At 68.4% G+C, this 13,813-nt stretch carries 13 protein-coding genes; 9 read left to right on the forward strand and 4 right to left on the reverse strand.

Annotated features, from left to right (window positions below; genetic code table 11):
* Positions 1-7: 7 nt before the first annotated feature.
* The 3 genes from AB0L57_RS29145 to AB0L57_RS29155 all read left to right on the forward strand — a co-directional run bounded on the left by AB0L57_RS29145 (position 8) and on the right by AB0L57_RS29155 (position 1,767).
* On the forward strand, positions 8-700 hold the full coding sequence (locus AB0L57_RS29145) for a DJ-1/PfpI family protein (RefSeq protein ID WP_364968816.1): 693 nt from the start codon (positions 8-10) through the stop codon (positions 698-700).
* A 38-nt stretch (positions 701-738) separates the two neighbouring features.
* Positions 739-1,065, forward strand: a complete 327-nt coding sequence (locus AB0L57_RS29150; protein WP_364968818.1) for a hypothetical protein — start codon at positions 739-741, stop codon at positions 1,063-1,065.
* 93 nt (positions 1,066-1,158) lie between these two features.
* Positions 1,159-1,767 carry a DUF308 domain-containing protein gene (locus AB0L57_RS29155; protein WP_364968820.1) on the forward strand — a complete coding sequence of 203 codons (609 nt, stop codon included), beginning with the start codon at positions 1,159-1,161 and terminating at the stop codon, positions 1,765-1,767.
* A gap of 126 nt (positions 1,768-1,893) precedes the next feature.
* Here the strand turns inward: AB0L57_RS29155 and ligA are convergent, their stop codons facing one another.
* From ligA to AB0L57_RS29175, 4 genes are all read right to left on the reverse strand, one after another.
* Complete coding sequence (gene ligA / locus AB0L57_RS29160) at positions 1,894-3,885, reverse strand: NAD-dependent DNA ligase LigA (RefSeq protein WP_364968823.1); 1,992 nt, start codon at positions 3,883-3,885, stop codon at positions 1,894-1,896.
* 237 nt (positions 3,886-4,122) lie between these two features.
* Positions 4,123-4,881 carry a dienelactone hydrolase family protein gene (locus tag AB0L57_RS29165; RefSeq protein ID WP_364968826.1) on the reverse strand — a complete coding sequence of 253 codons (759 nt, stop codon included), beginning with the start codon at positions 4,879-4,881 and terminating at the stop codon, positions 4,123-4,125.
* A gap of 206 nt (positions 4,882-5,087) precedes the next feature.
* The gene (locus AB0L57_RS29170) at positions 5,088-6,203 is read right to left on the reverse strand and encodes a GGDEF domain-containing protein (protein WP_364968829.1); all 1,116 of its coding nucleotides are present in this window, start codon (positions 6,201-6,203) and stop codon (positions 5,088-5,090) included.
* Between the two features lie 275 nt (positions 6,204-6,478).
* On the reverse strand, positions 6,479-6,826 hold the full coding sequence (locus AB0L57_RS29175) for a DUF202 domain-containing protein (protein ID WP_364968832.1): 348 nt from the start codon (positions 6,824-6,826) through the stop codon (positions 6,479-6,481).
* A gap of 141 nt (positions 6,827-6,967) precedes the next feature.
* On the opposite strand from AB0L57_RS29175, the gene AB0L57_RS29180 reads away from it, so the two are divergent.
* From AB0L57_RS29180 to AB0L57_RS29205, 6 genes are all read left to right on the forward strand, one after another.
* Positions 6,968-7,630 (forward strand): hypothetical protein, encoded by a 663-nt coding sequence (locus AB0L57_RS29180; RefSeq protein ID WP_364968835.1) that lies wholly within the window; start codon positions 6,968-6,970, stop codon positions 7,628-7,630.
* Between the two features lie 155 nt (positions 7,631-7,785).
* Positions 7,786-8,037, forward strand: a complete 252-nt coding sequence (locus tag AB0L57_RS29185) for a hypothetical protein (protein ID WP_364968838.1) — start codon at positions 7,786-7,788, stop codon at positions 8,035-8,037.
* Entirely contained in the window at positions 8,034-8,189 is a 156-nt protein-coding gene (locus AB0L57_RS29190) for a hypothetical protein (protein WP_364968840.1), read from the forward strand. The genes AB0L57_RS29185 and AB0L57_RS29190 overlap by 4 nt, the downstream gene beginning before the upstream one ends.
* 536 nt (positions 8,190-8,725) lie before the next feature.
* Positions 8,726-10,333 carry a fatty-acid--CoA ligase FadD5 gene (gene fadD5, locus AB0L57_RS29195; RefSeq protein ID WP_364968842.1) on the forward strand — a complete coding sequence of 536 codons (1,608 nt, stop codon included), beginning with the start codon at positions 8,726-8,728 and terminating at the stop codon, positions 10,331-10,333.
* 117 nt (positions 10,334-10,450) lie between these two features.
* Positions 10,451-11,512, forward strand: coding sequence for an FAD-dependent monooxygenase (locus tag AB0L57_RS29200; protein ID WP_364968844.1), 1,062 nt, complete (start codon positions 10,451-10,453; stop codon positions 11,510-11,512).
* Between the two features lie 539 nt (positions 11,513-12,051).
* A complete protein-coding gene (locus AB0L57_RS29205; protein WP_364968847.1) occupies positions 12,052-13,713 on the forward strand; it encodes a BCCT family transporter in 1,662 nt (553 codons plus the stop codon).
* Positions 13,714-13,813: the final 100 nt, after the last annotated feature.

Here is a 13,813-nt window from a genome sequence, read left to right on the forward strand (position 1 = left end):
TCACCACATGTATGCCCAGATCGTGCTGTTCGACGGATTCGATCCGCTGGATGTCATCGCGCCCTACGAGGTGCTGCACGCGGGCGGTGCGGCCGCCGCGGGCGCCGTCGAGGCCGAGCTGGTGTCGGCGGAGGGGGCGCGTGAAGTGGTCAGCGGCACAGGCGGATTGGTGTTGCGCGCAACTGCCGCGCTCGATCCCGCGCGGGCCGGGATCATCGTGGTGCCCGGTGCGTCGGGCCGGGTCGGTGAGCCGGGGGAGGTGCCCGATCAGGAGGCCGGTGCCGCCGGTGCGTGGCGGGAGAACGAGTTCATACCCGTGCTGATCGGCCGCGCCCTGAGTACCGCGCTGCCCGAACTGCTGCGGGCGGCACTGGAGAATCCACAGATCGTCGTGGCCACGGTGTGCGGCGGCTCGCTGGTGCCGGCCCTGGCCGGTCTGCTCGAGGGACGTTCGGCGACCACCCATCACCTGGGACGTGATCTGCTCGCGGCCACCGGCGTCCATGTCGTCGACGCGCGCGTGGTCGACGACGGCGACCTGGTCACCGCCGCCGGCGTCACCTCCGGCCTGGACCTCGGGCTGTATCTGCTGGAACGCGAGATCGGCCCGCGCATCGCGCACGCGGTGGAGGGACTGTTCGCCCATGAACGGCGCGGCACCGCCTGGCGCGGGCAGGGGCCGGTGCCGGTCGCATTCTGAGCGATGTCCACCCGTCACCGTTCGTCTCGAGGAGCATCATGACCGCCGAAGGCATCTGGGACCTGTCCATCGCCACTCCGATCGGCCGGATCGCGGCCGTCGTCGAATTACACAGTGAACAAGGCACTTTCGTGGGTGTCGCACACGGCGCCGGTGAGCGGGTCGCACTCGGCGGCGTCGTCGTGGACGGTGACCGGGTCACCTGGACCCAGGCCGTCACCATGCCCATGCGATTGAATCTCGCCTTCGGAGTGACCGTCACCGGTGACACCCTCACCGGCACCGCGAAGGCCGGGCGCCTGCCCGCATCCAAGGTCACCGGCACCCGCCGCCGCGACGCGGGGACCGATCGCGGGAGCAGATGACGTACGTCGGCATCTGCGTAGGACGACGGATGCCGGGCGGGGTGGTGTGGCGCGACAGTGGGACCCGGTCACAACGATGGAACGGAGTTCCCCATGAACACACATATGCCCTCGGTAGTCGAGTCCGGCCGCTCGTCGCTCATCCGGTTGTTCGCCGTTCGCGGTGTGCTGGCACTGATCTGGGCCCTGGTGTTCGCCGCCGCGCACGATCGGCTCGACGCGGTCGCGGTGCTGCTGCTCGTGATCTATCCGTTGATCGATGCGGTGTCGTGCCTGTTCGACCACGCCGCGACCGCCGACGCCTCGACGCGGCGAATCACCACGGTCAACGGGGTGATCAGCGCGATCACCGCCGTGGCGGTCGGGATCGCGGGCGCGACCGGCGGCGTGCCGGCCGTGCTGGGTGTGTTCGGTGGCTGGGCGGTGATCTCCGGTGCGGCACAGCTCGTCGTCGGCGTGCGCCGGCGCGGTGCCGCACTGGGCCGGCAGTGGCCGACGCTGATCTCGGGCGGCCTGTCCTTCCTGGTGGGTGCGTTCTACATCCTGCAGGCCGCCGGTTCCGATCCGAGCCTGGACGTGCTGTCGGTCTACGCGACCGGCGGCGGTGTCTTCTTCCTCGTGCAGGCGCTGCTGCTCGTGGTGAAGAGCCACCGGCGCACCGTCCCGGAGCCGGGCGAGCGGGACCGGGTCGTCGCCGGCTAGCGGTGCGGGGTGCGGCGGCGACACTGTGGGCTCCCCTGTGGGAGCCCACAGCGCTGTCTCGGCTGTGAGCCCGGCGCCGATCTCGGGCGAGAACCCTCGGTGCGGGTCTCGCGGCCACGCCGGGTACTAGATGATTTTGGCCTCGATCAGCAGATTCCAGATCTCACCCTGATCGACGACCTCGACGCCGAGCTTCCCGGCCTTGGCCAGTTTGCTGTCGCCCACTCCGGCGCCGGTGATGAGTAGATCGGTGTTGGCCGACACCGACGAGGCGGCGGTCGCGCCCGCTTTCTCGCACAGACGCTGGAAGGTCGGGCGCGCGACCTTCTCACCCGAGCGCGGATCGCTGATGGCGCCGGTGATCACCACGGTCTTTCCGGCCAGCGGTGCGCCGGCCGCGACGACCGGCGGCAGATCCTCCGCACGGACATCGAGCGAGACGCCTGCCGCGCGTAGGCGTTCCAGCTCCGGCCGCAGGCGGGTGAGATGCTCGACCAGGGAGGCGGCGACCTTGGGGCCGATGTCCTCCACCGCCACCAGTTTTTCCTCGCCCGCGTCGGCGACCGCCTCCAGGGAGCCGAATCCGGCGCGGGCCAAGCGGGCGGCGGTGCCGTCGGAGGCCATCGGGATCGCCATGCCGATGAGCGCGCGGCGCAGGCCCACCTGGCGGCTGCCGTCGATCGAATCGATCATGCGGGCGGCCGAAACCTCACCGACCCGGTCGAATTCGAGCAGGCGCTCCTTGGTGAGGGTGTAGAAGTCCGAGGGGCGTTCGAGGATACCGGCCTCGGCCAGGCGTTCGATCCACACCGGCCCGATGGCCTCGATATCGGCCGCGGCCCGCGATGCCCAGTGGATGAGCCTGCGGACGGTCTGCGCGGGGCAGGAGACGTTGGTGCAGAACAGTTCTCGGCTGTTGCCCTGTTCGGTGACCGCCTGCCCGCACGAGGGGCACGCGGTGGGTGGCACGATCTCGCGCTCGGCGCCGGTGCGCGCGGAGGCGTCGAGCACACCCGCCACGAACGGGATCACGTCGCCCGCGCGGCGCACCAGCACCGTGTCCCCGATCTTGATATCGCGGGCGCGGATCACCTCCTGGTTGGCCAGGGTGGCCTTGGTGACGGTGGTGCCACCGACGAACACCGGCTGCAGCCAGGCGACCGGCACGATCTTGCCCGTCTTGCCGACATCCCAGACCACGTCGGCGAGCAGGGTCGTCTTCTCCTCCGCGGCGAACTTGAACGCCAGCGCGCCGCGCGGGGAACTCGACCGGGTCCCGGCCGCCGCGTACGCGCCCCGGTCGGCCAGGCGCAGTACCGCACCGTCGATGTCGTAGTCGAGGTCGTTGCGGCCCTGTTCGATCGCGCCGATCGCGGTCTGGGCGCGCTCGGCATCGGCACAGAGTCGCATCTGGGCGCCCGCGACTCCCAGTGCCCGCAGCCCCTCTTCCAGATCCACTGCGGCACCGCCGGAGTCGGTGTCGAGGTCGAAGCCGAAGAACCGCAGACGCCGCTCGGCGACCGTGGCCGGATCCTTCGCACGCAGTGTGCCCGCGGCCGCGTTGCGCGGATTGATCAGCGGCTTGTCCGGGTGCGCGGTGTTGTAGGCGGCGAAGGTCGACCGCAGCATCACCGCCTCGCCGCGGACCTCGACGCGCCCCGGCACATCGATGCGATCGGGCACGCCGTCCACCAGGGCGCGTACCAGCATCGTCACATCGTCACCGGTGGTTCCGTCGCCGCGGGTGACCGCCCGCACGAGCCGTCCGTCCCCGTAGACCAGGGCCAGCGACAACCCGTCGAGCTTCGGCATCACCACGACCGGCTGGCCGGGGAAACGATCGAAGAACGCCACGACCTGCTCGGGCCTGGTCGCCTTCTCGAGCGACAGCATCGGCCGCGAATGCCGGATCGGTGCGTGCAGCACCGCGGGTGCGCCGACCTGATCGAGCGGGTTCGGATCCGGTGTGAGCTCCGGATGCGCCTCGATCAACCCCCGCAGCTCGTCCTCGATCGCGTCGAACTCGGCGTCGGCGACCAGCGGCGAGCCCTGATAGTAGGCATCGCGCAGTGCCACGACCCGATCCGCGAGCTGCTGAATACGTTCCCCAGTGTCCACGGCAACAGACGCTACCGAGGCCCACCGACACCTTTCGGTATCGGGGTTCGAGCCACTTGACCTGCGCACGACCATGGCCACCGACCCCTCGGCGAGCAGCTTTTTCACATTCGCCGGGTGGTCGGCAGAAGCCGGTGTGCCCGTATCGGTTTCGGATGTGGCACCGGCCGGTCCCGGTCGTCGCACGCGACCTGCCGGTGGTCCGGCGCCCGGCGGTGGCACGTCCGGATTTCGCTCCTAGCTGCGCAGATTGCGGTCGAACAGGGTCACCAGTTCGCGGTGGTGGCGTTCGGCGGCGCCGGGATCGTGGGCGGAGGTGTCGGCCTGCGTGTACCCGTGCTCGGCGCCCGCGTAGACCTCGGTGCGGTGGCGGACACCGGCGGCGTCGAGAGCCCGGTCGAACTCGGCGATATGGTCGGCGGTCATGTGCCGGTCGTTGCCGGCGTGGGCGAAGTACAGTTCCGCGGTGATGTCGGCGGCCATGAGATGCGGACTGTCGGGGGTGTCGGTGACGAGCGGCCCGCCGTGGAATCCGGCCACTGCCGCAATCCGATCCGGGAACATCGCCGCGACCTGCACCGCCAGCCGCGCACCCATGCAGTAACCGGTCAGCCCGACCTTCCCGGCGGTGACCCGCGGTGACGCTGCCAGCCAATCCAGGTAGGCGCCGGCATCCGAGCGCAGCCGCTGCACGGTGAGTTCGCGGATCAGCGGGAAGACCCGCTCCACGATGTCCGGCCGCTGCGTATCGATGAAGTCCGGCAGCTCGACCACCGGTGCGGGCCCGTGGCGGTGATAGGCGTTCGGGACCAGGACCGTATAGCCGTGCGCGGCAATACGATCGGCGAGCGATCGCAGACTGGGGCGCAGTCCGAAACCGTCCTGCATCACCAGCACTCCCGGATGGGCGGCGCCGTCGCCGGGGTGGGTGAGGTACGCGTCGGCGACCCCCTCGGGGGTCCGGATGTCGACTGTCGTCCCGCGGGTGGTGGTCATCGTTGGATCCTTCCGTCGTGGTTGATGTCCTGTTCTCACCACGACGCGAGGCGGCGCCCGCGCGATATCGCGGGATCCTTGCTCGACGAGCGGGCCCGTAGCGGCCCGCGTGCTGCTCAGAAGAGCACCGGGTAACCAATCCGTGTGTGGCGCAACGCCGTCCCGGTAGTCATGTCCTCACCGTAGCCCACCCGGGCGGTCCGATGTCAACGACTGCCCGGTGCCGGCGCCGGGTGCTCGTGCTCGCGCGGTGGGTTGAGCTCGTCGACCACCACCAGATTTCCACCGGATTGCTTGGCCCGATACATGGCGGAGTCCGCGGACTGCAGCAGACGCTCCGGGGTCGGGCGCGGGCACCGCGGGCAGACGCTCGCGTCGTAGACCGCGACCCCGACACTCGCGGTGACCTCCACCGCGGTCTCGGGTGGTTCGGCGACCGCGCGGCGCAGGCGCTCGGCCTCGGTGCGCGCGGCGGCGCTGGCGATCGGGGCGGCCACCACGAACTCCTCACCACCCGTGCGGGCCACCACCGCGTCCTGTCCGGCGGCGTCGTGCAGCCGCCGCGCGGTCCGGACCAGGACGGTGTCGCCGACACGGTGCCCCCAGGTGTCGTTGACGTTCTTGAACCGGTCGAGATCGAGGGTCATCACGCAGATCGCCGGATGCTGGTCGACCAGGCGCGGCAGCCGGGTCTCGAGGCCGCGGCGGTTCAGCAGTTCGGTGAGTGGATCCGACAGCGATTCGGTGCGCAGCAGCCAGTACAGGATCTGCAACGCCGGCAGTGCGCTGACCACCGACACGAACAGCAGCAGCCCGACCGCCAGTGCCAGCCGGACATCCTGGCCGCCGGTCGCGATCCGCACCGAGAACACGATCACCGACAGCAGCGACCACGCCGAATGCGCGGCCAGGGCCCGCGCGCTGTGGAAGAAGCCCAGATAGCTGCCGGTGACCACCAGCAGCACCGCGCCCATCGCCGCGAACAGCCGATCCGGCACCTGCAGGAACTCGAGGGTGAACAGCACGTCCGCACAACCGATCAGCACCAGCGACTCGGTCTTGCTCGGCCAGCGCAGCAACCACCAGCGCAGCGCCCACAGCGCTCCGCACGCCACCCCGACCGTCGACGCGATCCCCGGACGGCCGGGTGGACCCACCGGCGTGCCCGCGATCACCGCACCCATCACCGCGATCCCGACCCCGGCGACGCCGATCAGCACCTTCAGCGGTCCCAGCGCCGCCCGGGCGGCCAGGGTGCGCACCAGCCAGCGATAGTCGACCGGGTCGTTCCACCAGGCTCGCAGTGTCTTGCTGTCATTCATCGACTCACCCTTGGTCCGGACCGCGTTGCCCACCCGTCGCTCGTTCCGAGTGCGAGAAATGCCGGGAAATCTCTGCAGCTGGTTCGGGGCAGTCTAGACCGGACAGTCCTATCCGATGAGTGATTGTGGCCCGGAGCTCGACCGGGGTGCGGGACCGAGCAGATCAGAGCCGGAGGATCGCCCCAACGCACAGATCGCATCGCCACCGCTCGCCACTCGCCGATCCCGCACAGCCCGGCTGAGCCGCGGTTCAAGGGGTGCCGCGCGATTCGTCATCAGACCAGGACCAGCACGGCGATCAGCCCGAGTGTGGTCGCGATGGTGGCGATGACGATGGCATGGAAGTTCGCGGGGGCGAAGAGCCCGGCATCGATCTGTTTGCCGATGGCGCGGTACCGGAATGTCCCGTAGGCCGACACCAGGAGTCCGGCGGCGAGCAGGATCAGTCCCGCGGCCACCGCATGGGCGCCGCGGTGCGGGGCGAACTTGGCGACCGCCACCCCCAGCGCCGCGACGCTGATTCCGGTGCGATGCCAGGCGAGGTAGGTGCGTTCGTTGGCGAGGTGATCGCGCGCGAGACTGCCGGTGTTCGGCCTGGCGTCACCGTCTCCCAGATGTTTCATCTCCTCCTCCTGGGTGCGACAGGGGATGGTCGGGCCGCCCTCACATACTCACGCCCTCATCATCGGACCGATGCTGCGCGGCCGGGTCCCGAATACCGCAAATCCAGCGCTTTTCCGCGGTGACGCGTCCAGGATTGAGGAATGACCACCACGCCGGATGGGGGACCGTATCGCCAGCTGACGACTCCGCGCGCCGCGGCGGTCGCCGGCATCGTCTTCGCCGCGCTGTTCGCGACCAGCCTGGTCCTGATGCGACTGACGCTGCCCGCCGATCCGTTCACCCCGTGGGCGACGCGCAACGATCCGCGGATCACCGTCGCGCTCCTCATGATGCCGTTCGCGGGCATCGCGTTCCTGTGGTTCCTGGGGGTGATCCGCGATCGGATCGGAGAACTCGAGGACCGGTTCTTCGCGACGGTGGTCCTGGGCAGCGGGGTGCTGTTCCTGGCGATGGTGTTCGTCGCGACCGCGACCGGTGGCACGGCTCTGGCCGTGTCCCGGCACTCGCGCACGTCCCACGACGAGATCATTTCCTTCGGCCGTGAGTTCATGCTGCAGATCAGCAACGTCTACGGCGTGCGCATGGCCGCGGTGTTCATGATCTCGCTGGCCACGATCTGGTTCCGCACCGCGCTGATGCCACGTCTGCTGGTGCTCATCACCTACCTGCTGGCACTGGTCCTGCTGGTGGTCGTCAGCCACAGCCTGTGGGTGACCCTCGTGTTCCCCTCCTGGGTACTGGTGATCAGTGTGTATCTGCTCGCCACCGGCCGAACCGAATCGAACCGCGACCATCGCACCTGAGTCTCCGCGCCACCGGCGTCGGCACAGTATTCGACTCGGTATCCGGACCGCTCGCCCGTTCCGGCCCCTAATCTCGAAAACGCTGTAACCCAGCCGGATTCCGCACAGATACCCGGATGACCTGTCCGATCTGATGAGGGGAAAAACCGAACCGCATGAGTCTCGAACGGCTCACAGCCACCGCGATCATCCTCGCCGGAACCGCCACCATCCCGCTGCTGGGCGCCACACCCGCCGACGCCGACGTCGCCCGGGGGCACGTGTCCTGCGAAATGCCGGCCGACCATCAGGCGAGGGGGTACGAGGCGCGCTGCCACCCCACCCGCGACCAGAGCTTCGCCGTGCACCGCGAGAAACCGGATTCCGGACAGTGGCCGGCCACCGGCAGCGCGGGACGTCGGTCATGACCGGCCGGAAACGAGCATTGTCGGCCGACGACCTCGCCCACATCGAGGAGGTGGTCGGACAACGACTACCGGGCCCGAACCGGTCGCTGGTCGAGATCGCGCAGACGATCGTCGACTATTACGGGCAGCACCCGGACCGGATCCCGAAATAGGTCACGACATCGTGGACAGGACATCTTCGGCGAATCGATCGATCGGTGCCATCCAGCGATCGGTGGCGACCCGGCGGTGCCGCCGGGTGATTCGCCGGAGGTGTTCGCCCAGGGACCGCACATCACCGCGGTCACGCCGAGGTCTTCGGCACGCTTGAACAGCTCGGCCGACTGCACCTCGCGAAATGCCGGCATGATCTCGAAAGGGTCGTTCCCGCGCCCGTATTCGCGTCGCGGCGCGGTGAGCCGGCCGACCGTGTCCGCGGCGTCGTCCCGCATCGGGCAGTACTTCCGGGCTGTTCGCCGAATGGGGTTGTCTCACTGCGGGATTCGAGACCGATCGGAAAGCCGCGAGCCATCCGGCCCGGCTCCGTGCGCCGCGGTCGCTCGATCCGGGCCTGCCTGCGGATATCGAGCGCCGTCGAGGTACTTCGCCGGAGTTCGCCTGCGGGCGGAATCGGGCTCGCTACTGTGATCGGGGACACATACTCCACAGCAGCGCGGATCCTCGCGCTGTACGCAGGACAGGAGTGAGCATGACCGCCACCCAGGAGTCGACGAGCGAATCGACCACCGAACCGTTGCGCTCGCGGCGGAACCACTGGAACAACCAGGTACAACGGCATTCGTTCATGACGCCGGACCGGGCCGCCATCACCCACCTCGACAGGTCGACCACCTGGCGCGCGCTCGACGAACGGTCACGCGCGTTCGCCGCCGCCCTGCACCGCCGCGGTGTGCGGTTCGGCGACCGCGTCCTGATGGCGTTGCTGAATCGCACCGAGTACATCGAGGCGGTGCTGGGTGCCAACCTGATCGGCGCGATCCCGGTACCGGTCAACATCCGGATGAGCCCGGCCGAGGTGTGCCACCTCGTCGCCGACAGCGGCGCCCGGCTGATCGTGACGGAGAAGCCACTCGCACCGCTGATGGACGCCGTGCGCGTGGCCACGGGCGCGATCGACGCGATGATCGTGGTCGGCGGCGGTGACGAGCCGGGGCACCTCGATTACGATGCGCTGCTCGCCGAGGGCTCCTCCGACCTGCCCGGGATCGATGTCCCCGAGGACACCGTCGCGCTCATCATGTACACCTCGGGCACCACCGGAAAGCCCAAGGGCGCCATGCTCACCCACACCAATCTCCAGGCGCAGGCGGTGACCACGATCAACGCGGGTGACGGCGGCTCCGACGACGACGTCGCCTCCGTCGTACCGCCGCTGTTCCACATCGCGGGTCTTGCCGCCTTCGCACCGGTCTTCTATCGAGGCATCCGCGCGGTGATCCATCCGCTCGGTGCGTTCGACGCCGACGCCATGCTCGACACCATGGAGCGTGAGCGCACGACCTCGGTGTTCATGGTGCCCGCCCAATGGCAGGCCGTGTGCGCGGCGCAGCGGGCGAAACCACGCGATCTCGCGCTGCGGACCATCAGCTGGGGAGCCGCCCCCGCCTCCGACACGGTGCTCACGGCGATGAACGAGACCTTCCCGCAGGCACTGAACACGACGGCGTTCGGCCAGACCGAGATGTCTCCGGTCACCTGCATTCTCGAAGGCAAGGACGCATTGCGGAAGATCGGTTCGATCGGCAAGGTGGTGCCGGCGGTCACCGCCCGCATCGTCGACCCCATGATGAACGACGTGAAACCCGGCGAGGTCGGTGAAATCGTCTACCGCGGACCGAATCTGATGAAGGGTTACTGGCGCAACCCCGAAGGTACGGCGGATGCGTTCCGCGGCGGCTGGTTCCACTCCGGCGACCTGGTTCGCCAGGACGAGGAAGGGTTCCTCTACGTCGTCGATCGTGCCAAGGACATGATCATCTCCGGCGGCGAGAACATCTACTGCGCCGAGGTCGAGAACGTTCTGTACGGACACCCCGCCATCTCCGAGGCCGCGGTGATCGGGCGCGCGCACGAGAAGTGGGGCGAGGTGCCGGTAGCCGTCGTCGTCCTCGCCGAGGGAGTCGACGAGCTGTCCCTCGCCGAACTCGAGCCCTACCTCGACGACAACCTCGCCCGCTTCAAGCATCCGAAGAATCTCGTGATCGTCGACGAGTTGCCGCGCAACGCGAGCGGCAAGGTCGTCAAGCCGGAACTCCGCACGGCGTACGGGAGCAAGGATGCGGGGCTGGCCGACTGAAACCCGCGAAAGTAGGTGCGAGCAAACCGGTTCCGCACCGCTGCGATGTCGCGGGTAGAGTTCGGCCCCGGATATCCGGGCTCGACGACGACAGCTGTAACGCCAGGAGGTTCGAGTATGACGACCGTCATCGGTGGTGGGATCGCGGGCAGCTGCCTGGCCGGCGGGCTGGCGCGGCGCGGGCATCACGCCGTCGTCTACGAGCAGCAGCGTCCCGGCCCCGGTGCGGGCGCGTTCCTGTTCATCGACGGCCGCGGACACGATGCGATGGCAGCGATGGGCGTGGATCGGGACGCACTGCACGATGTGTCCTATCCGCTGGCCGGTCTCGATTACGCCGACAGCTCCGGCCGGCGCAGCGAGATGCCCAGCCGGGGGCATCGATTCTGGCTGCGGCGGAATCTGATGGGTGTGCTGTCGGAATTCGTCGCCGGTTCCGGTGCGGAGTCGCGTTTCGGTGCGTCGGTCAGCGATGTCGATCTGGCACCCGATGCTGTTGCCGTGCAGCGTGATTCGGGTGTCGAGCCCGTCGACGGACTGCTCGTCGCCGCCGATGGCATCGATTCGGTGGTCCGGGCCCGGCTCGAACCGGACCGCGCGCCGGTCTATGCCGGCGATGTGGTGCTGTACGGCATGACGAACGCTCCGCTGGATCCACCGCCGTCCTCGTCTCCGGCGGTGCTGCACTTCTTCGCCGAGATCGCCGAAGATGGCAGTGCCGGTAGCACTCTCGGGCACATCTGGCGTCCGGACGATCCGGTGGCCCTGTGGTTCGTGCGGATCGCGCGAGAGCCCCTGACCGGCGCCGGCGACGATCTCGGCCTGCGTCCGGTCGGCGAGTGGGCCGACACCGTCGCGGCCGCGACGCCGGCGAGCAGGGGCCTGGTCTCGCAATTGCTGTCCAGCACCGATGTGGTCCACGTCAGCAACGCTCGGAATGTGCCGCTGGAACGGGCATGTGCTCCGCGGGATTCGGTGGTTCTGATCGGGGATGCCGACCACGCCATCACACCGGCCGCCGGAGTCGGCGCGCGGGACGCTCTCGAAGACGCGCACGCGGTATTCGATGCGATCCTCGGCGACACCTCGCCCGCCGCGGCGATGCTGCGCCGGCGCGAGCAGATCACCGCCGATCGTGAACGGGCCCAGCGCGCGATGCCCCGCCGGCGAACGGCCTGATCGCAACCATACGGGTCGACCGGCCGAGGTGGCGCGGGCGACCATTTCCGGTCGCCCGGTCACGTCCGGTCAGCGCCTGCCGGGTGGGCTGGTCGGGCGGCGGTGTGACGCTCTGCGGTGAACTTTCGGCGGGGGCGGCGGACCGCCGGCGAGCGGACGCGCGACACACCCGCGTTTGTTGTGATCGTGCGCCGCAATTGTTGTGATCGCGTGAACGCCCGTACAGCCTGCACCAGCCGGGTGGATCATGGTGTGTGTCAACGTTGTCGGCGGAGGGGGAGCGCGATGGCGGGGTGCTGCGACGGACCGGAGCAGGTCGTAACAGAACATGTCGGCACACCCGCGCCGACGGATATCTCGTTGTGCGCCATGCGTAGTCGTGCTGACCGCAGGTGTGAAAGCCGCCGGCGCGGACAGTGGATCTCGCGCGCCCGGCGGCGGCGAACGCAGCGCCCACGACCCTCACCTCGGTAAGGTCCGCTCCGCGAGATTTTCCCGAAGGCCCGAGTGATTCGGTCAGCCAATCGATATGGGGATATATGAAAACCGCTGGGGAACCGTCGGAGGAATTGCCGGAGGAGCCGCTGGAGCGGCCGCCCACCAGATTGTCGGTGCCGCCTCCGCCCGAAAACGACGAGCCCGGCTGGCGCGCCGGAATCGACATGCCTGTCACGGTTGTCGCCGCCACTCTGACGATAGCTTTCCTGGTGGTCGGGGTCGTGTTTTCAGAACGCATGGAGACCGTGGCCGAGCATGTCTACGCGGATATCTCCAGACAATTCGGCTGGGTGTTCGTATTGTCCACGGCCGGTTTCGTTTTCTTCATCCTGTATCTCGCGTTCAGCAGATACGGCCGGGTGAAACTCGGTGATCCCGAGGAAAAACCGGCCTACTCGACATTCTCCTGGATCGCGATGATGTTCGCGCTCGGTGTGGGCATCGGCCTGATCTTCTACGGTGCGTACGAACCGGTGACATTGTGGGCGCAGCCGCCGCCCGGCGGACCCGCGCCGCGCACCGATCAGGCCGCGGTCGTCGGTATGCAGTATTCGATCTTCCATTGGGCGCTGCACCCGTGGGCGTTCTTCGGTGTCGCCGGCCTCGCATTCGCCTACTCGACGATCCGCAAAGGGCGGCCCTCGCTGGTCAGCGCCACGTTGCGGCCGTTGCTGGGTAAGCGTTCGGACGGGCCGATCGGGCGAAGCATCGACACCTGGGTCGTGATGACGACGACGGTCGGCAACGCGGTGACACTCGGCCTCGGCACCCTGCAGATCATCGCCGGGCTCGGATTCATTTCCAGTATCAACAGTTCCACGCTGGTACTGACCGTGGTCGTCGGCTTGCTCACGGCGGGGTTCATCGTCTCGGCGGTCGCGGGTGTGGACAAGGGCATCAAGCGACTGGCCGACTTCAACACCCTGATCGCCATCGCACTCGCACTGTTCGTCCTCGTACTCGGGCCGTTTCATTTCATCCTCGATCTGATGTCGGAGGCATTGGGCGGCTACATCTTCAATTTCCTGCCGATGTCGTTCCAGACCGGTGCCTTCGCGGACGGTCGATGGATGCAGGACTGGACCATCTTTCTGTGGGCGTGGGGTATTTCGTGGGCGCCTTATGTCGGCAGCTTCCTGGCCAAGATTTCCCGGGGGCGCACGATTCGCGAGTACGTCTTCGGAGTCCTGATCGCACCGAGCCTCGCGACGGTCGTGTGGTTCGCCATCCTCGGTGGTGCCACCTTGGACCTGCAATTGACCGGCAAACGCGATATAGCGTCGGTGGCATCGCAGAGTGCTCAAGCGGCGTTCTTCGAAGTCCTGAACGCGTTTCCGCTGTCCACCGTCACCAGTGTCGCGGTGATCATTCTGGCCGGGGTGTTCTTCATCAGCGGCGCCGACGCGGGTGCCATCGTGCTCGGCACATTCTCCTCGAAGGGTATCGACGACCCCAAGAAGTGGCTGGTGGTCGCCTGGGGTCTGCTCGTCGGCGCGGTCGCGTTGGCGCTCTTGGTGATCGGCGGGCTGGACGCACTGCAGTGGGGCGCGATGATCGTCGCGTGCCCGTTCGTCCTGTTCCTCGTCGCGATGTGTGTGGGCCTGTGGAAGGAACTGCGCGCCGACGTGCGATCGGGGCGGGTGACCCTGGCGGGGCGAGGTGCCCCGAGTGGTCGCGCGCTCGGATCGGATTCACCCGGGTAGCGTCGCGCCGGCGTCGGCCACCGGCGCGGTCGGCGCCAGCGCATGCCGTGCTGGCCGACCAGCCGAGAAGTTCGCGCCGAAGCGGTCGCTCGTGAGGATC

This window comes from Nocardia sp. NPDC052254, from assembly GCF_040679495.1.
Lineage (GTDB): Bacteria > Actinomycetota > Actinomycetes > Mycobacteriales > Mycobacteriaceae > Nocardia.